We start from the raw sequence: 17,089 nt of genomic DNA on the forward strand, positions 1-17,089 counted from the left end.
GGCGGCACTCGGGGCGGCGGCCTGTGCCGCGGGCATGATGCCTCCGAGAGGCAGCAGGGTGGCGATGGTGCCTCCTGCAAGCAGGAGGGTACGGCGGGACACGCTCATGGCGGCTCCTGAGGGAGAGCGGGGAAGAGGGTGGGCCACGGCCCGGTGGGACGTCCACACCCCGGGCCGTGGTCGTGTGTAAGACCGTCACGGCCACAGCGGCCGGGGTCCGTCGGTGAAGGCCGACGCCATCTGCCAGGCGTGGAACCGCTCCAGGGTCACGTCGCCGTCGGCACCGATGCCGACGCCGACGGCCTCGTCGGGGCGGGTGGGGTAGATGCGGGCGGCCAGCGGATGCCCGTTCGCGAAGATCTCCAGTGTGGAGTGGTCGACGAGGACTCGCAGGTCCACACGTCCGTCGGCGTCCAACGGCAGCTCTCCGTACCGGGGTTCGGTGTCGACCGTCGGATCGAGGCTGCTGGCCCCGCGGTGCAGGCGGAGGGTGCCGCGCGCTCCGACGTACGCCCTGCTCACCTCCACGACCGTGCGCTCCGCACCGTCCGGTGTCTCGCGGACCACGAGCCGGGCGGTCGCTCCGGGGGCGAGACGCAGGGTCGTCTCGATGTCCAGCTGGTCCCCGCACACGGCGTGCAGCGGGGTGTACGGGTCGGTCAGCGGGCCCGGCGCCACCTCCACGCACTCCCGCCGCAGCACGGCCAGTTCCGGCACCGGGGCCTGGTGCAGACGGCCGTCCGCGCCAAGCGTGACGACCCTCGGCGCGGACATCGCACCGCACCAGCCGGCCTGCGCGTTCGCCTCGTCCGTCCGGCCCTCCTGGAGCCAGCCGAACATGATGCGGCGGCCGTGCTCGTCGCGGGTGGACTGGGGGGCGTAGAAGTAGCGACCGCCGTAGTCGAGGCGGTGGAGGGCGGTCGGGGTGAAGGTGTCGCCCTGGTAGCGGCCGGTCCAGTACAGGGGGTGGTGGGTGGTGCCCTCGTCCCAGGCGGAGAAGACAAGTACGTCCGTGCTGTCGCCGTCGCCGATGCCGAACAGGTCGACGCACTCCCACAGCGTGCCGGTCCAGTCCGGCTCGCTCCGGTTCTGCGAGGCGTCGCCGGTCAGCAGGGGGCCGACGTACCGCCAGTTGCGCAGGTCGCCCGACTCGTACAGGAAGGCCGTTCCGCCGACGCCCCGGACGCCCGAGCCGACCAGCTGGCGCCAGACCCCGTCTTCCCGCCATACGCAGTGGTCGCGGAAGGCGGTGGTGTCGAGACCCTCGGGCGGGGCGGTGATGACCGGGTTGGCCCGGTCCTTGGTCCAGTACCTCAGGTCTGCCGATCCCCTTGCCACGCAAGGGAGTTCGCGGTCTCCGTGCCTGCCCGAGTAGACGAGCGTGGGGACTCCGCCGTCGTCGACGAGGACTCCGGACCAGCAGCCGTCGCGGTCGGGGCCGTCGGTGCCGGGGACGAGGGCGATCGGTTCGTCGGTCCAGTGGACGAGGTCGGTGCTGGTGGCGTGGCCCCAGTGGATGCGGTGGTGGGCGGCGGCGAGCGGGTTGTACTGGTAGAAGAGGTGGTAGACGCCGTTCCAGTGGGTCAGGCCGTTGGGGTCGTTGAGCCAGCCGCCGGGTGAGGTGAAGTGGAAGCGGGGGCGGTGGGGGTCGCGACGGGCGCGCTCGGCCAGCCCCTCGGCGGTGGGAGTGCCGGAGGGGAGGGTGAGGTCGTGGGTCATGCGGCGGTGGTCTCCGCTTTCTCAGTGGCGTCGGTGTCGTCGGTGGCCTCGCCGTCCGGCCGGTCGGTGGCCTTGAGGACGCGGCGGGCGATGTCGGAGGCGGGCGCGCGCAGATGGCAGCGCACCCAGTGGGGCTGTCCCTCGTCCTCGCCGACGATGTGGCGGACGGGCTCGGTGCGGCTGCATGTGCCGTCTTCGCCGTAGGGGCAGGACGTGGGGTTGAGGATGGCCTCGCGCAGCTTGGCGCGCTCGACGGGGTCGTAGCTTCCGGCCCGCTCGGGGTCGGGTACGGCGGACAGCAACAGCCGTGTGTATGGGTGCGCCGGGGCGTCCATCACCGCCAACGCGTCGCCGCCCTCGACGAGTTCGCCGGCGAACATGACCATGGTGGTGTCCGCGAGGTAGCGCGCGGAGCCCAGGTCGTGGGTGATGTAGAGCATGGCGATGTCCCGCTCGTCGCGCAGGCGCCGCATCAGGTTGAGCACGCCGACGCGCACGGAGACGTCCAGCATCGAGGTCGGTTCGTCGGCGAGGATCAGGCGCGGCTCCACTGCCAGCGCGCGGGCGATGGCGACGCGCTGGCGCTGACCGCCGGAGAGTTCGTGCGGGTAGGACTGCAGCATGTCCTCGGTCAGGCCGACCGTCGTCATCAGTTCGCACAGCGCCTCGCGGGTGGCGGGGTGGCCGTGCAGGACGAGGGCGCGGGTGAGGAAGTGCTCGATGCGGTGGACGGGGTTGAGCGAGCCGAAGGGGTCCTGGAAGACCATTTGGACTTTGTGGCGGTACGTCCGTGACGCCCTGCGCCGCTCGGTGCGCAGGACATTCTCGCCGTCCAGCAACACCTCACCGGAGGTGGGCTGTTCGAGGCGGGCGAGGCAGCGGGCGATGGTGGACTTGCCGCTGCCGGACTCGCCGACCAGGGCGGTGATCCGGCCGGCCGGGAGATCGAAGGACACGTCGTTGACGGCACGGACGCGGCGCCGGGAGAAGACGGTGCCGACCTGGAAGTCCTTGGTCAGGCCGCGTACGGAGAGCAGGGGTTCGGTCGATGCGGTCGGTGCGGTCATCGGGAGGCTCCTTCCGGACTGCGGGCCACACTGCGGGCCACCCAGCGGCCGGGCGCGACCTCGCGCAGGTCGGGGATGTTCATGGAGCAGTCCGAGCGGTCTTCGGGACAGCGGACGTGGAAGCCGCAACTGACGGCGGTGCGCGGGGCGTCGAAGAGGCCGGTGAGCTGGCGGCGCGGGCCGGTCAGCGGCGGGAAGGCGTTCATCAGCGCCTCGGTGTACGGGTGGAGGGGCCCCGCGAACAGGTCCTTGGCGTCGGCGAGTTCGACGATCCGTCCGCCGTACATCACGCCCATGCGGTCCGACAGCTCGACCATCAGGGACATGTCGTGGGTGATGAAGAGGATGGAGAAGCCCAGTTCCCGCTGGAGGTCACGGATCTGCGCCATGATCTCCTGCTGCACGACCACGTCGAGCGCGGTGGTCGGCTCGTCCATGATCAGCAGCCGGGGGCGGAGCGCGACGGCCATGGCGATGACCACGCGCTGGCGCATACCGCCGGACAGCTGGTGCGGGTACGCCTTCAGCCGCCCGGGATCCATGCCCACCAGCTCCAGCAGCTCGCCCGCCTTCTCCCGCGCGGCCCGCTTCTTCAGCTTCTCGTGGGTGGTGAAGATGTCGACGATCTGCTCGCCGATGGTGAGGACGGGATTGAGGGAGTTCATCGCCGACTGGAAGACCATGGCCATCTCCCGCCACCGGAAGGCGCGCAGCTCCCGCCCGTCCAGGGCGAGGACGTCCCGGCCCTGGAAGCGGATGCTGCTGCCCGCGGTGATCTCCGCCGGGGGCTTCAGCAGCCGCATCACCGCGTTGGCGATGGTCGACTTGCCGCAGCCGGACTCCCCGGCGAGGCCGAAGATCTCTCCGGCGCCGATGGAGAAGGAGACGTCGTCGGCGCCCACGACGGTGCGTCCGTCGCTGCGGTATTCGACGCGGAGGCCGTTCACCTCAAGTACGGGTTCCATGGCTCAGCCCCTCCTCTCACGGCGGGCACGGCGGTTGCGCAGCCTCGGGTTGGTGATCTCGTCGACCGCGTAGTTGACCAGCGCGAGCGCGAAGGCGACGAGGGCGATGCACAGTCCGGAGGGGACGAAGGCCCACCATGTGCCGGTCATCAGCGCCCCGTCGTTGCTGGCCCAGTACAGGTTGGTGCCCCAGCTGACGACGCTGCTGTCGCCGAGGCCGAGGAACTCCAGGCCGGCCTGGGCGCCGATGCCGAAGATCACGCAGCCGAGCAGCGTGGTCATCACCACGGACGCCATGTTGGGCAGGATCTCGCGGAACATGATCCGCAGCGGGCGCTCTCCGGTGACGGCCGCGGCGGCCACGAAGTCCTTGCCTCGGATCGACTTGGCCTGTGCGCGCAGTACCCGGGCGGAGCCCGCCCAGCCGGTGACGACGAGCACCAGGATGACGGTGGAGGTCCCGGGCGGCAGGAACGCGGCCAGGATGATCAGCAGCGGCAGTCCGGGCAGCAGCAGGAAGACGTTGGTGACCAGGGTCAGCGCGTCGTCCACGATGCGGCCGAAGTAGGCGGACGCGAGGCCGACGACGATGGCGACCCCGGTCGCCGCGAGCCCCACGGTGAACCCGACGAAGAGGGAACTGCGCGCGCCCCACAGGGTGAGGGCGAGCACGTCCTGTCCCTTGGCTGTCGTACCGAGCCAGTGTGCTGCCGAAGGGGCCTGGCTGCCCTCGGAGTTGATGAGGGACGGGTCACCCGGCGCCAGGACGGGCGCGAGCAGGGCGAGTAGCACGAAGAGAACGAGCACTACCAGCCCTGCCAACGCCTTCTTACTGTCGATGAGTTGGCGCAGCAGTCCGCGTCGGCGCGAAGGGCGCGCGGGGGCTGTCGGCGTGGTGGCCGTCGCGATTTCGATGGCGGTCATGTCGGCAGCCTCCTCAGCGGACGCGGACGCGCGGGTCGAGGCGGACGTAGACGAGGTCGACGAGGAAGTTCGCGAGCAGCACCGCCGCCGTGATCGTCAGGAAGATGCCCTGCATCAGCGGGTAGTCCAGGCCCTGGACGGCCATCAGCAGCTGGTAGCCGATGCCGGGGTAGGCGAACACGACCTCGGTGAGCAGGGCGCCGCCGACGACGAAGCCGAGCGCCATGCCGAAGTTGGTGACGGAGGGGAGCAGCGCGTTGCGGGCGGCGTAGCGCAACATGATCCGCGACGGGCGGAGCCCCTTCGCCTCGGCCATCGTGATGTAGTCCTCGGCCGTCGTGGCGATCATGGTGTTGCGCATGCCGAGCATCCAGCCGCCGATGGAGACCAGCACGATGGTCAGCGCGGGCAGCACCAGGTGGGTGGCGACGTTGGAGAGGAACTCGCCGTTGAAACCGGGAGTCAGGCCGACGTCGTAGGCGTGCCGCAGCGGGAACCAGCCCAGGCTCACCCCGAACAGGTACAGCGCGCCCATCGCCAGCCAGAAGTACGGGAACGAGCCGACGAAGATCAGCAAGGGCGGGAAGGCGGAGTCGAGGGCGCCGCCGCGCCGCCAGGCGGCGACGATGCCGAGCAGGTTGCCGACGACGGCCGCGATGACGAGCGCGGTGCCGCCGAGCAGCAGGGTCCAGCCGATCTGCGAGCCGATCACGTCGGAGACCGGCGTCGGGAAGCGGGTGATGGAGATGCCGAGATCGCCGGTGAAGACGCTCTTGACGTAGGAGACGTACTGCTCCCAGAGGGGGCGGTCGTCGAGGCCGAAGAGTTTTCGCAACTGGGCTATCTGGTCGGGCTGCATCGTGCCCTGGGCCTGCGCGAACATCCGGGAGACCGGGTCGCCCGGCATGAAGCGCGGGAGAACGAAGTTCAGGGTGATGGAGGCCCAGAAGGCGAGCAGATAGAACCCCAGGTTGCGCAGGATCAGACGCACGGGTCGTGCTCCCTGTCAGTGGGGGGGCGGACGGTGAAGCGGGGCGCGGGGGCGGCCGTCCGGGGAGGAGGGCGGCCGCCGGTCCGCGCGTGCGGCGTCAGCTCTTGACGGGCTTCAGCGAGGTGAGCACGAGGATCGTGCTGCCGTTGCGGTTGCCGAGGGTGGCGTACGGGTTGTCCTCCGACGGCCAGCCGGTGAAGCGGGCGTCCGTGTACGCGCCCCACTCGGGGCCGGTGAACAGCGGGACGACGGGAGCGTCCTCGTTGTACAGCTCCTGCAGGCCGTTCATCTGCTCGCGCTGCGCACTCTCGTCCGTGGCGGCGGCGAAGGCGTCGATGAGTTCGTCGGCCTTCTTGTCGCCGAAGCGGTGGTAGTTCTCGGTGGCCTGCTTGCCGACCGGCTGCAACATCTTGGTCGACATCACGCCGCGGTAGTACTCGTACGGTGTGGCGCCGTTGTTGCTCCACACGATGCCGCTGTCGAAGGTGCCGGTGTTGTACGACGACTGGACGGCCGACCAGTCGGGCGTCTTCACGGTGGCGGTGATGCCGACCTTCGCGAGGTCCTGCTTGATGATGTTGGCGACCGAGATCCAGTCGGTGGAGGCGGAGCCGACGGAGATGTCGAGCGTGAAGTTCTTGCCGTTCTTGAGCTTCCGCTTGCCGCCGCTCTCCTTGTAGCCGGCCGTGTCGAGGGCCTTGGCCGCCGCGTCGGTGTCGTGCTTGGTCCAGGTGCAGGAAGCGGCGAGGGAGGTGTCGCGCCAGTCGTCGTACGTGCGGGCCAGGCCCGTGCAGTCGGCGGGTTCGGCGTAGCCGTTCATCGCGACCTTGGTGATCTGGTCGCGGTCGACGGCCATGCTGAGCGCCTTGCGTACGGCCGGGTCGTCGAAGGGCGCCTTCGTGGTGTTCAGCTGCCAGTTGATCACGGCGCCGGTGGCCGGGAACCAGTAGTGGTTGTGCTTCTTGTTCTTCGCGACGAAGGACTTCTCGATGTCCGGTATGAACGACTGCGTCCAGTCCACCTCGCCGTTGGTGAAGGCGACGTTGGCGCTGTCGTTGCCGGAGAAGGCGAGCATCTGGATTCCGGCGATCTGCTGCTTGGCGGGCTGCCAGTAGTCGGGGTTCTTACGCAGCTCGTACGACTGGCTCTGGAAATTCTCGACCTTGGTGTACGGGCCGGTGCCGATGGGATTCGGGTTGGTGAACTTCGCCGGATCCTTCACCTTGGACCAGATGTGCTTCGGCAGGATGTAGTGGCTGCCGATCTCGAAGAAGGCGGGCGAGAAGGGCTTGCTGAAGGAGAACTTCACCGTCTGGGCGTCGACCGCGGTGACCTTGCCAAGGTAGTCGTAGCCACCCAGCACCTTCTTCTGGAGCTCGAAGGTGTACACGACGTCGTCGGCGGTCAGCGGCTTGCCGTCCGACCACTTCACGCCCTCGCGCAGCGTGAACGTGAGGGACTTGCCGTCCTTGGCCTGCTCCCACTTGGTGGCCAGCCACGGTGTGTCCTTGGAGTCCGCCATGCTGTGGACCACCAGCGGCTCGTAGACGGCCTCCTTGGTCATGGGGGCGGCCTGCGGGGAGAGCGGGTTGAAGTTGCGCGTGAACGTCGCCAGGTCCTCGCGCGGGATGGTGAGCAGCTGATTGCCGGAGGTGTCACCGGCGCCGGAGGTGCCCGGGCCACCCGTGCAGGCGGACAGGACGAGGGCTGCGGCGGCGGTCGCGGTGACCGCTCTCAGGACGGCCCGTGGCCGCCGTGAAGGTATGCGGGAGGGTGCCATAATGGAGACTCTTTTCCTCTCTTCAACACACAGGGCGAAGGCGGGGATGGGATTACTCGGCGGGCTGATTAGCGGTCAGACCGACGAGCGTTCGAGCAGCGGGCAGTCGATCGTCACCCGGTGGGTGTCGAGCGGCTGCCCCGCTGCGAGAGCGGCGAGCATGTCGACGCCCTTGGTGCCCATGGACTCGAAGGGCAGGGCGAGCGTCGTCAGTTTCGGCCGCAGGTAGGCGGCGATGAGTTCCTGGTTGTCGAACCCCACCACGGCCACGTCGTGCGGGATGCGCAGTCCACGTTCCTTGATCGCGTCGTACGCGCCCATCGCCATCCGGTCGTTTCCGCAGAACAGCGCGGTCGGCCGGTCGGCGGCCGGACGGTCCAGCAGTTCGCAGGCGGCGGTGTAGGCGCCGTCGGCGGTGGCCCAGCCGGGGATGACGAGGGAGGGGTCGGGAATGATCCCGGCCTCGCGCAGGGCACGTTCGTACCCCTCGCGTCTGCCGATGGCGGCCGGGATCGCCGGGTCGAGGTTGATGAACCCGATCCGGGTGTGACCGGCGTCGAGAAGCCGGCGGGTGGCGCGGTGTCCGCCCGACTCCTCGTCGGGCAGGATGCACGGCAACTCCCCTTCCGCGTCATAGCAGTTGACGAGCACGGTCGGCACCTCACGGGCGACCTTCGGCAGCGTGACGGCCCGGTGCCAGGTCGTGGCGTACAGCAGCCCTTCCACGCGGTGCTCCAGCATCTGGTCGAGCGCGGCGGCCTCCTGGGCGGGGTCGCCCTCGCTCGCGGCGATCAGCAGGAACCTCCGATCGCCCCAGGCGCGGCTCTGCGCGCCCGTGATCACCTCCGCCGCGAAGGGACCGGTCACGATCTCGGTGATCAGTCCGAACCACCCGCTGCGGTTCGCGGCCAGCGCCCGCGCCCCGGCGTTGGGCCGGTAGCCCAGCTCGTCGATCGCCTCCAGGATCCGCCGACGGGTCTCGTCGGGGATGGCGGCACCAGGCTTGTCGTTGAGGACGAAGGAGACCGTGGTCCGCGAGACGCCCGCGCGGCGTGCCACGTCGCTCATGGTCACGCGACGCGTCTTGTTCGTGGCCACTTTCAGGTCCCTTCGGCCGCACGGAGGCGAGACATCACCTCCGGTTTCGCGCTTTAATAACGCGCGTTACTTCCGTGTGGCAGGGAAGTTACGTCCGTCTTGAGTGGCATGTCAATACCTCTGCATGGGCTGCATCAGGCCACCGGCCCGGCGCCCTTCGCCGGCACGCAGGCGAGGCGACCCATACCGGCCAGACCCATGCGGGGGCGTGGCAGCCGGATCCATCGGGTGCGCCGCAGCCCACAGAGTTTGCTCGGCGACCACCGGGCGGACGGCGCACTTCCCGGGCCGCCCGGCAACGTCAGGTGTCTGGTCGACGGCGGGAAACTGACCGCCGAACGCGACAAGCCGGGCCACCGGATCACCCCCGGGGGCCCGCTCTCGCGGCCTACGCCCGCGAGACGCACCGGACGGAGCGGCCCGTGTTCCTCCCGCTCGTCGCCCTGCCGGTCACGCCCCACGCCGAATCGCCGCGTCTGACCCCTGCTGCAGTCGTGACCTCGGATCTGCCCGGAGACCCTTCGAAACATTCGAAGACCAGGCCCTCAGGATTTCTCCCAAGCATCCTCTGTTCGGCGACCAAAAACCCTCTATTAAACGCTTGAAGTCTTCGAAACATTTCGTAACTGATACCGAAACTATTGACACTTGACGAGAGCAGGCCAACACTGCGACCCACCTCCCGGCCCCAGAAGAGAGAAGGAGCCCTCGCATGAACCTCGTACCCGCACACCCGACGACCCGCAGGGCCGCCTGCGCCATGCTGTTGGGCGCCGCGTCGGCGTTGGCCCTACCCGGTACCGCCCGGGCCGCCACGGTCATCAACACGAACCAGACCGGCACCCACAACGGCTTCTACTATTCGTTCTGGACCGACGCGCAGGGCACGGTCTCCATGACCCTGGACTCCGGCGGCAACTACAGCACGAGCTGGAGAAACACCGGGAACTTCGTCGCCGGCAAGGGCTGGAGCAACGGCTCACGCAGGACCGTGAGGTACTCGGGCACCTTCAATCCCTCCGGCAACGGCTACCTGTGCCTCTACGGGTGGACGTCGAACCCGCTCGTCGAGTACTACGTCGTGGACAACTGGGGCACCTACCGGCCAACGGGCACGTACAAGGGCGCTGTCAGCAGCGACGGCGGCACGTACGACATCTACCAGACGACGCGGTACAACGCGCCGTCCGTCGAAGGCATCAGGACCTTCAACCAGTACTGGAGCGTGCGGCAGTCGAGGCGGACGGGCGGCACCATCACCACCGGCAACCACTTCGACGCCTGGGCCCGCGCAGGAATGCGCCTCGGCGACTTCAGGTATTACATGATCCTTGCGACCGAGGGTTACCAGAGCAGCGGGAGCTCCAACATCACGGTGGCGGCATGAGCACCGCCCGACTGCGTCCGACCGCACGCCCCATGGCGACGATCCTGGCCACGCTGGCGCTGGCCGCCACCAGTACGGAATCCACAGCCCAAGCCCTCACCGCCGTCCGACGCCTACGGCACCATCGGCGTCATGCAGCCCCTTCCAACACACAGAACCTCCGCTCGGTACTCGGGACGCCGTGCGTCCGGCACTCGGGGCAGCGCCTCCGCCGGATGTGTCAGGCCGGCTGCGCGGCGGAGTGCAGCACCTGGGTGATGGCCTGCGCCGGGGCCTCGGGAGTGTGAGGGTAGGCGGCTGAGAGCCCTGAGAGGGGCACCAGTCGGCTCGGGGTGCCGGGGCACCCACGGCGGAGCAAGTCCATGACACCGCCGAAAACGACGCCCTGACCCCCGTGGCCGGCCGTCAGCCGTTCGCCGCGGCCTTCTTGATCGCTTCGCGGATCCGGGAGTAAGTACCACAGCGGCAGACGTTCTCGATGTCGTCGATTTCGGCGTCCGTCGGTTGGGGCGTCTTCTTCAGCAGGGCCGCCGCGGCCATGATCTGGCCCGGCTGGCAGAAGCCGCACTGCGCGACATCGCGGTCGAGCCATGCCTGCTGCACGGGGTGCAGCTTGTCGCCGTCGGCCAGGCCTTCGATCGTGGTGACCTCGCGGTCCGCACAGTTCGCGACCCGCACGACACAGGGCTGGAACTCCTCGCCGTCGAGGTGGCTCGTACAGGCACGGCAGACGCCCACGCCGCAGCCGTACTTGGGTCCCGTGACGTTCAGCATGTCCCGCAGGACCCACAGCACTGGCATGTCGGACGGGGCCTCGACAGTGACCGGCTTCCCGTTGAGGACGAAGGAGTAGGAGGGCATCAGCACCTTCTCGGAAGTCGGGTCAGAAGTTGAGAGGGAAGCGGCGGGGCTTGGACCCGGTCGCCCGGGCATAGGCGTTGGCGACTGCGCCGGCCGCGGCCGGGACGCCGAGTTCGCCCGCCCCGCCCGGTTCCCGCCAGGAGGGCATGATGTGTGCCTCGAAGCGCAACGGGGCGTGCCGCTGGCGGGCGTAGTGGAAGTCGGCGTAGCTGCTCTCGCGGACGGCGCCCCGGTCGATGTGCAGACCGGCCTGGAGGACGGTGGAGATGCCGTCGATCGCGGTGCCCATGAGCTGGGCCTCAAGACCGCGCGGGTTGACGGCCGTTCCGACGTCGGCCGCCATCACCACCTTGGTCACGCGGGGGTTCTTCGGGTCGGTGGCGTCGATTTCGACCAGGCATGCCACGCAGGAGCCGTACTCCTCATGGACGGCGACGCCCTGTGCCTGGCCCTCCGGCAGGGTCCGGCCCCAGTCACCGGCGTCCGCGACCTTGTCGAGTACGGCTTTGACGGCCTTGTTCCTGAGTGTGGTGCGCCGGAAGGCGATCGGGTCCTTTCCCAGGCCCCTCGCGACCTCGTCGACGACGATCTCCTCCGCGGTCCGCATCGTCCCGGAGTCCACCGACCGCCAGGCGCTGAGGGGCATCGCCAGTTCGACCGATCCCGAGATCCCGGACACACGGCCGAAGTTGTACAGGCCGCTGTCGCTGGGCAGCGGGCCGGAAGCAGACGCGACGGCCGGCGTCACCCCGTCCCGAGCGGACCCCTGAGCGGAAAGGCCCTGACCCTCGTACGACTCGCTCACCGAGGCCATCGCGTGGGTGAACGCCACCACCCTGCCCCGTGCGTGGCTGGCCCGGATCCGGTGGTGGCTGGCCGGGCGCATCCGGCCGTGCCGGATGTCGTCGGCGCGGCTCCACATCAGCTTGACCGGCCGGCGAGCCGCCTTCGAGATGAGCGCCGCCTCGATCGCGGCGTCGTAGTTCAGCCGCCGACCGAAGGAACCGCCGCCTCGCATGACGTGAACTTTCACCTTCGCCTTGGGCAGCCCGACTGCCGAGGCGATGCTCTCCCGCGCGTCCATCGGCGTCTGGGAGGAGAACCAGATCTCGGCGTGGCCCGCACGAACGTCCGCCACCGCGGTCAGCACCTCCATGGGGGCGTGGCTGACGAAGGCGAACTCGAACTCGCCCTCCGTCTGCGCCGATCCGCGCGGCGGGTTGCCGAGCTGTGGGACGGCGGCCTGCAGCCGCGAGCGGATCGCGGCATCGGAAAGCGAGACGAGAGGCCCCGGTGCCCAGGTGATCCGCAGGGCGTCCCTCGCCTTGAAGGCGTGGTGGAAAGACTCCGCCACCACGGCGACCCCACCGGCGACCTTGACGACGGCGTGGACGCCCGGCATCGCGCGTGCGACCCGGGAGTCGACCGAGACGAGCTTCCCGCCGAGCGTCGGCGGCCGGGCCATCACGGTCGGCTTGGCTCCGGCCACCGCCAAGTCCCCGGCGTACTCGGCCTTGCCGGTGACGATGTCCAGGGCATCGATCCGGGTTAGTGCTCCGTTCGGCGGCCAGGGCCGGCGAACGGAGCCCGGGTCAGTCGCCGATGGTGCAGGCGTGTCCGTTGAGGGTGAATCTCTCAGGGGCCGAGGTGTCGCCCGTGTGGTTGGCCAGGTAGCCGATCTCGACGCTGTCGCCCGGCGCGATCGTGCCGTTGTACGCGGCGTTGGCCGCGGTGACCATGTCGCCGTTCTGGACGAGGTCGGTGTTCCAGTCCGAGATGATCGTCTGGCCCAGGGCGAGGGGGAAGACGAGCTTCCAGCCGGAGACGGGTGTGGTGCCGGTGTTGGTGAGGGTGAGGTTCGCGGTCAGGCCGCCGCCCCAGGCGTACGCGGTCTGGGTGATCCGGCAGGTCGGCGCGACCCTCTCGAACGACACCCGGTGCAGTCCACCGGGCAGGTCGTTGACGACGTAGAGCTCCCCCTCCGGCGTGGCGCCGAACGCCGTGACCTGGGTCGGCGTCTGCCCGATCTCGGCCTGGAGGTAGCCGCCCGCGCCGTCGTCGCGCAGCGCCCAGACGGTGGACGAGCAGTAGTCGGTGGCGATGTACGTGCCCCCGACCAGGTCCGCGAACGGCTTGCCGCGGTACACCTGCCCGCCGATGACCGCGCAGCTGCCGGTGCGCGGTGAGTAGGTGAAGACCGGATCGGTGAGCTCGGCGCCGCCCCCGCACTGGGCCTCGTCGAACACCACCAGCCCTTCGCGGCAGGACCAGCCGAGGTTTGCCCCGGGCTGCTCCGCGGGGCGCAGCCGGTCGATCTCCTCCCACCTGCCCTGACCGACGTCGCCGATCCACAGCGAGCCGTCCGCGGGGTCGAAGGAGAACCGCCAGGGGTTGCGCAGCCCGTAGGTCCAGATCTCCGGGCGGGCTCCCGCGACGCCGGCGAACGGATTGTCCTCGGGCACGCAGTACGCGAGGTCCCCGCAGCTCCGGCTCACGTCGATGCGCAGGATCTTGCCCAGCAGGGTGTCCACCCGCTGCCCGGAGTCGAAGGGGTCTCCGGAACCGCCGCCGTCGCCGATGCTCCAGTACAGGTGGCCGTCGGGGCCGAAGGCGAGCTGGCCGCCGTTGTGGTTGCTGTACGTGGCGTGTTCCTGGGACAGCAGCACCTCCAGGCTCGCGTCGTCAAGGTCGTACCGGGCCAGGGTCACCGCTCCATCCGGCAGCGCGGTGTACGCCAGATACAGTTCCCGGCTGTCCGGGAAGTCGGGCGCCGTCGTGATGCCGAGCAGCCCGCGCTCGTTGCCCGACTCGTCCACCGCGGCCGTGATGTCGATGAGCGGGGTCTGCGCGAGGCCGGTGTCCGGGTGGTACACCCGCACCCTGCCGCGCTTCTCGGTGATGAACAGCCGACCCGAGCCGTCGTCCGGCGCGGCGATGGCGGTGGGACGCTTCAGGCCGGAGGCGACCTGGGTGGTGTGCGCGGCGATCTCCGGCAGCGGTACGGACGACTCCGCGCCGGCGTCGGCGGGCCTCGGGGGCTCCAGCGGGGAGGCGGAGACTGCCGGCAAGGTCGAGAGGGACAGCAATGAGGCGATCAGCAGGGGAATTGCCCAGCGTCGTTTCAGCATGTCGGCTCCACGGGCGAGGGAGAGCCGCCCCACGGGCGGGAAGGAGTCGGCTCCACGGTCGAGTGAGTGCGGGCTTCATCCGGCGGGTGCGCGAGCGCACCCGCCGACCGTCGCTGTGGCGCGGCCTCGAGGCGGCGACGTTCGCCGCCTCGAGGCCGCGCCTGGTGTCAGGGCCTGTCCGGCGGATCATGCCGCGGTAAGCGACGGCCCCTTGCGGGACCGCACCGGCGGGTACTGCACCCGGTGCTGCGACACGATCCACCGGACAGGCCCGAAGGGGATGGGGATCACGGTCGGGCGTCGGCCTGCCGGCGGCGCCGTCCGCGGTGGAACGCCGCACCCGCGACGCAGGCCACCAGGACCGCGGCTCCCGCCAGCGAGCCGGCCAGCGCGGTGAGCGGCGAGCCGCTCGTTGCCTCGCCGGCGGCGTTCACCGCGTCCACGTCCGGCGCCGCGGCGGCATGCGCCCCGTGCCCGGTGTGAGCCGCCGCTGCCTGGATGCCGTTGGACCCCGCCGCCTTCGCGGCGATCGCGTCGGCCGTCGTCCGGCCACCGCCCAGACCCGTGACCTCGCCCTGACCGCCGTCGAAGACGACGTCGGAGCAGGAGAAGAAGTTCTCCTGGCTGTCCGAACGGATCCACTGGATGAAGAGCATGTGCGGACCGGACCGCGCCGGCAGCTGCAGGTCCCAGTAGTAGTGGCCGCCCACGCTACCCGGGCCACTCGTCTGCGGCGGGTCGGTGACGGTCTGCAGATGCGTCAGGTCACCCCATGCCAGGGGAGTGGTGGGCGACCAGCCGTTGTTGGTGATGTACGCCTCGAACCTGCCCGGGTGGTGTGCCCAGTTGCTGTAGTTGATCTGGATGCTCGAGCCCGAGGTGAGGTGCGTCGTCGGCCAGTCTGTGCGGGCCGCGTTGTAGGGGGAGAAGTTGTACGGGCTCCTGTCGCCGGCGCTGCAGAGCTTCCCGTCAGGGACGTAGCCCACACTCCTGCCACCGGCGTTGGAGTCCAGCACGGCGAACCAGTTGTACAGCGGCGTGGTGCCGGCCTGCTGGACGGCGGCGCGACAGGCCGGGTTGGAGGGCATCTGGGTCGATTCGTTCTGGAGCAGGTCCAGGTAGCAGAGATACGTGCGCGAGCCGGGCCCCATGGCGACGCCGTGCGCCGCCGCCGGGGACGGCAGCGAGGCCACGGCGAGGGCCAGTAACACGGCTCCCAGCAGGGCGGATAAGCGGTGGAAGCGGAGCCGCTTCCGGCTCCGGCCGACGTGTCCGATGATCATGTGGGGGATCTCCTCCGCGGTGATGCGGCACGGCGGGCAGCCGACCGGCATCGGCGCGCAGACGTCAGGTCGGCCGAGCGGCGACTCGCCCGCCGAACCGCCCGACTGTAGAAGTGCCGCGCACCCACCAAGGCGCCCGGCCGGTCCGGGACCGGATCGCCGTAAGGCGAATGGGAGCGCTCCCATACCATAGTGGCCAGCGGGACATCCGTGAATGCCCCCGTCGCATCCTCTTCTCCCCTGCCGAAGGCGGCCGGCTCGTACGCTTCCTGCCTCCTGGGAGCGCACAGTACGAGTGGGTCCAGACCAGGGCGAGGAAGCCGCCGTAGACGGCCGAGGCGAGGGTGGCGGGTATGAAGGTCCCGTACACGGTGGCTTGCGGGCCCTTGCCGCTGGCCGCCGACCGCGATCAGGACGAGTACGGCGGTGTAGATCCACACCACGGCGGGAGTCGGTGTCGGGTGCAAAGGATCAGCCGCACCACCCCGGCCACCAGCGTGGCGGCGACCACGACGTGCCAGGTCAGCCGACCAACCCGAGCAGGTGCCAACAACGATGACCAAACGGCGCCAACTATCGAGACCAGAGTGGAGCATCGAGCCTGCTCGGCGGACCCCTGTAGGGTTCCAGAAGTGACGTACAGCATCTGACCAGGCACTTTGCGACTCCGGGCGATCACGACAAGCTCGGACCCCATGGCACTGCGCATGCTCTACCTGGCCTTCCTCCGACTCCTCGGGCTGCTCCTGCTGCTCTCCCGCTCGCAGCAGACCAAGGACGCCGAGCTGCTCGCGCTGCACCACGAGAACGCGGTGCTGCGCCGCCAGCTCGGCGTCCGGCCACACCTCACCTGGCCGGACCGCGCAGTGCTCGCCGCCCTCGCCCGGCACCTACCCTCCCGGCTGCGCCGACACCGCCTGTTCACACCCGGCACCCTGCTCACCTGGCGCCGGCGACTACTGCGCTGGAAGTGGAAGCAGAAACCCGCACGGACCGGCCGCCCGCCGATCTGAGAGGAACTCACCGCCCTGATCCTGCGCCTGGCCCGCGAGAACCCGACCTGGGGCTCAACCCGTATCCAGGGCGAGCTGCGGCGCCTGGGCCACCGCGTCGGCGCCTCCACCATCCGACGCATCCTGCGCAGCGCCGGCCTCGGCCCCGCACCCAGACGAAGCCGCGGCGCCCCGACCTGGCGCGAGTTCGTACAGGCCGCCCGATCACCCGGTGCCGGGACGCGGGCTTGGGTTTGCTCGACACGGCCGGCCGGCGGATCCGGGCGGCGCTCGCGGTCAGTGAACCGAAGGTGGCCGAACGCCCGTCCGGTGCGATCACCTTCGTGTTCCGGGTGCGCAGGGACCGCGCGGGAAGGTTCCAGCGCCTGGCCGCCGCGGTCACCAGCTTGGCACGCGCCAAGGCGGCCAGCGCACGGGCCGGACCGTACAGGGAACTCACCGAGCTCGAACCGCCCGTGAACTGGTTGCCCTCGGCACGGGCGTCGGCGAGCGGGATGTCGACGTCGGCGAGCCGGGCATCCAGCTCCTCGGCGATCATCATGGCGACCGCGGTGGTGACGCCCTGGCCAACCTCGACGCGCGGCAGTCGTACGACGACCTTGTTGGCTTCGGTGACTTCGAGGATCAGCATCTCCCCGTCGGTGCCGGTCACCAGGACGTCGGACGGTCGGCGCGTCGTGGCCGCGGTGGGCTCGGCGCGTTCCGCCGTCGCCGCGTCACAGCCGAGCGGCGCGGCTACGGTCAGCGTGGATGCCGCGAGCGAGTAGACCACGAACTTCCGGCGAGACCACTGACGGGCCAACGGACGCTCCTCTCCGAGCACCACGGTCGACTGGTATGAGGGGTCAGTACTCTTCGGGGTTGCCTGCGGGA

General features: G+C 69.8%; 14 protein-coding genes and 2 pseudogenes. 4 read left to right on the forward strand and 12 right to left on the reverse strand.

Going from position 1 to position 17,089, the window contains the following annotated elements; all coding sequences use genetic code 11:
• Window positions 1-195: 195 nt before the first annotated feature.
• The 7 genes from ABD357_RS34845 to ABD357_RS34875 all read right to left on the reverse strand — a co-directional run bounded on the left by ABD357_RS34845 (window position 196) and on the right by ABD357_RS34875 (window position 8,544).
• The gene (locus ABD357_RS34845; RefSeq protein ID WP_344395240.1) at window positions 196-1,719 is read right to left on the reverse strand and encodes a glycoside hydrolase family 32 protein; all 1,524 of its coding nucleotides are present in this window, start codon (window positions 1,717-1,719) and stop codon (window positions 196-198) included.
• The gene (locus ABD357_RS34850) at window positions 1,716-2,786 is read right to left on the reverse strand and encodes an ATP-binding cassette domain-containing protein (protein WP_344395241.1); all 1,071 of its coding nucleotides are present in this window, start codon (window positions 2,784-2,786) and stop codon (window positions 1,716-1,718) included. Before ABD357_RS34850 ends, ABD357_RS34845 begins: the two co-directional genes overlap by 4 nt.
• The gene (locus ABD357_RS34855; RefSeq protein WP_344395242.1) at window positions 2,783-3,751 is read right to left on the reverse strand and encodes an ABC transporter ATP-binding protein; all 969 of its coding nucleotides are present in this window, start codon (window positions 3,749-3,751) and stop codon (window positions 2,783-2,785) included. Before ABD357_RS34855 ends, ABD357_RS34850 begins: the two co-directional genes overlap by 4 nt.
• Window positions 3,752-3,754: 3 nt before the next feature.
• Window positions 3,755-4,675, reverse strand: coding sequence for an ABC transporter permease (locus ABD357_RS34860; RefSeq protein WP_344395243.1), 921 nt, complete (start codon window positions 4,673-4,675; stop codon window positions 3,755-3,757).
• Between the two features lie 13 nt (window positions 4,676-4,688).
• Window positions 4,689-5,666: an ABC transporter permease gene (locus ABD357_RS34865; RefSeq protein ID WP_344395244.1), complete on the reverse strand. Its 978-nt coding sequence runs from the start codon at window positions 5,664-5,666 to the stop codon at window positions 4,689-4,691.
• A 97-nt stretch (window positions 5,667-5,763) separates the two neighbouring features.
• On the reverse strand, window positions 5,764-7,446 hold the full coding sequence (locus ABD357_RS34870) for an ABC transporter substrate-binding protein (RefSeq protein ID WP_344395245.1): 1,683 nt from the start codon (window positions 7,444-7,446) through the stop codon (window positions 5,764-5,766).
• 75 nt (window positions 7,447-7,521) lie between these two features.
• Entirely contained in the window at window positions 7,522-8,544 is a 1,023-nt protein-coding gene (locus ABD357_RS34875) for a LacI family DNA-binding transcriptional regulator (RefSeq protein ID WP_344395246.1), read from the reverse strand.
• A gap of 712 nt (window positions 8,545-9,256) precedes the next feature.
• Between ABD357_RS34875 and ABD357_RS34880 the strand changes: the two genes are divergently transcribed.
• Window positions 9,257-9,931, forward strand: coding sequence for a glycoside hydrolase family 11 protein (locus tag ABD357_RS34880; protein WP_344395247.1), 675 nt, complete (start codon window positions 9,257-9,259; stop codon window positions 9,929-9,931).
• The gene (locus ABD357_RS34885; protein WP_344395248.1) at window positions 9,928-10,218 is read left to right on the forward strand and encodes a hypothetical protein; all 291 of its coding nucleotides are present in this window, start codon (window positions 9,928-9,930) and stop codon (window positions 10,216-10,218) included. Before ABD357_RS34880 ends, ABD357_RS34885 begins: the two co-directional genes overlap by 4 nt.
• Window positions 10,219-10,336: 118 nt before the next feature.
• Here ABD357_RS34885 and ABD357_RS34890 read toward each other — a convergent pair whose 3' ends face one another.
• The 4 genes from ABD357_RS34890 to ABD357_RS34905 form a co-directional block, all read right to left on the reverse strand.
• A complete protein-coding gene (locus tag ABD357_RS34890; protein WP_344395249.1) occupies window positions 10,337-10,792 on the reverse strand; it encodes a (2Fe-2S)-binding protein in 456 nt (151 codons plus the stop codon).
• Between the two features lie 22 nt (window positions 10,793-10,814).
• Window positions 10,815-12,281, reverse strand: a complete 1,467-nt coding sequence (locus ABD357_RS34895; RefSeq protein WP_344395250.1) for a xanthine dehydrogenase family protein molybdopterin-binding subunit — start codon at window positions 12,279-12,281, stop codon at window positions 10,815-10,817.
• A 103-nt stretch (window positions 12,282-12,384) separates the two neighbouring features.
• Entirely contained in the window at window positions 12,385-13,920 is a 1,536-nt protein-coding gene (locus ABD357_RS34900) for a PQQ-dependent sugar dehydrogenase (RefSeq protein WP_344395251.1), read from the reverse strand.
• A gap of 287 nt (window positions 13,921-14,207) precedes the next feature.
• Window positions 14,208-15,203, reverse strand: coding sequence for a lytic polysaccharide monooxygenase auxiliary activity family 9 protein (locus tag ABD357_RS34905; RefSeq protein WP_425585141.1), 996 nt, complete (start codon window positions 15,201-15,203; stop codon window positions 14,208-14,210).
• Window positions 15,204-15,898: 695 nt separating this feature from the next.
• Between ABD357_RS34905 and ABD357_RS34910 the strand changes: the two genes are divergently transcribed.
• Both ABD357_RS34910 and ABD357_RS34915 read left to right on the forward strand, forming a co-directional pair.
• On the forward strand, window positions 15,899-16,216 hold the full coding sequence (locus ABD357_RS34910; RefSeq protein ID WP_344395252.1) for an integrase: 318 nt from the start codon (window positions 15,899-15,901) through the stop codon (window positions 16,214-16,216).
• Between the two features lie 27 nt (window positions 16,217-16,243).
• Window positions 16,244-16,315: pseudogene (locus ABD357_RS34915) on the forward strand (hypothetical protein); the annotation flags it as partial.
• 163 nt (window positions 16,316-16,478) lie between these two features.
• Here ABD357_RS34915 and ABD357_RS44930 read toward each other — a convergent pair.
• Window positions 16,479-16,847, reverse strand: a pseudogene (locus tag ABD357_RS44930) (molybdopterin cofactor-binding domain-containing protein); the annotation flags it as partial.
• Window positions 16,848-17,089 lie beyond the last annotated feature (242 nt).

The organism is Streptomyces vastus (assembly GCF_039532825.1).
GTDB lineage: Bacteria > Actinomycetota > Actinomycetes > Streptomycetales > Streptomycetaceae > Streptomyces > Streptomyces vastus.

What these genes read in the sequence shown, in the direction of transcription:
- ABD357_RS34880 (WP_344395247.1), top strand. Translation starts at nt 9,257, where the DNA reads ATGAACCTCGTACCCGCACACCCGACGACCCGCAGGGCCGCCTGCGCC.
- ABD357_RS34885 (WP_344395248.1), top strand. Translation starts at nt 9,928, where the DNA reads ATGAGCACCGCCCGACTGCGTCCGACCGCACGCCCCATGGCGACGATC.
- ABD357_RS34910 (WP_344395252.1), top strand. Translation starts at nt 15,899, where the DNA reads ATGGCACTGCGCATGCTCTACCTGGCCTTCCTCCGACTCCTCGGGCTG.
- ABD357_RS34905 (WP_425585141.1), bottom strand. Translation starts at nt 15,203, where the DNA reads ATGATCATCGGACACGTCGGCCGGAGCCGGAAGCGGCTCCGCTTCCAC.
- ABD357_RS34870 (WP_344395245.1), bottom strand. Translation starts at nt 7,446, where the DNA reads ATGGCACCCTCCCGCATACCTTCACGGCGGCCACGGGCCGTCCTGAGA.
- ABD357_RS34845 (WP_344395240.1), bottom strand. Translation starts at nt 1,719, where the DNA reads ATGACCCACGACCTCACCCTCCCCTCCGGCACTCCCACCGCCGAGGGG.
- ABD357_RS34890 (WP_344395249.1), bottom strand. Translation starts at nt 10,792, where the DNA reads ATGCCCTCCTACTCCTTCGTCCTCAACGGGAAGCCGGTCACTGTCGAG.
- ABD357_RS34900 (WP_344395251.1), bottom strand. Translation starts at nt 13,920, where the DNA reads ATGCTGAAACGACGCTGGGCAATTCCCCTGCTGATCGCCTCATTGCTG.
- ABD357_RS34850 (WP_344395241.1), bottom strand. Translation starts at nt 2,786, where the DNA reads ATGACCGCACCGACCGCATCGACCGAACCCCTGCTCTCCGTACGCGGC.
- ABD357_RS34860 (WP_344395243.1), bottom strand. Translation starts at nt 4,675, where the DNA reads ATGACCGCCATCGAAATCGCGACGGCCACCACGCCGACAGCCCCCGCG.
- ABD357_RS34855 (WP_344395242.1), bottom strand. Translation starts at nt 3,751, where the DNA reads ATGGAACCCGTACTTGAGGTGAACGGCCTCCGCGTCGAATACCGCAGC.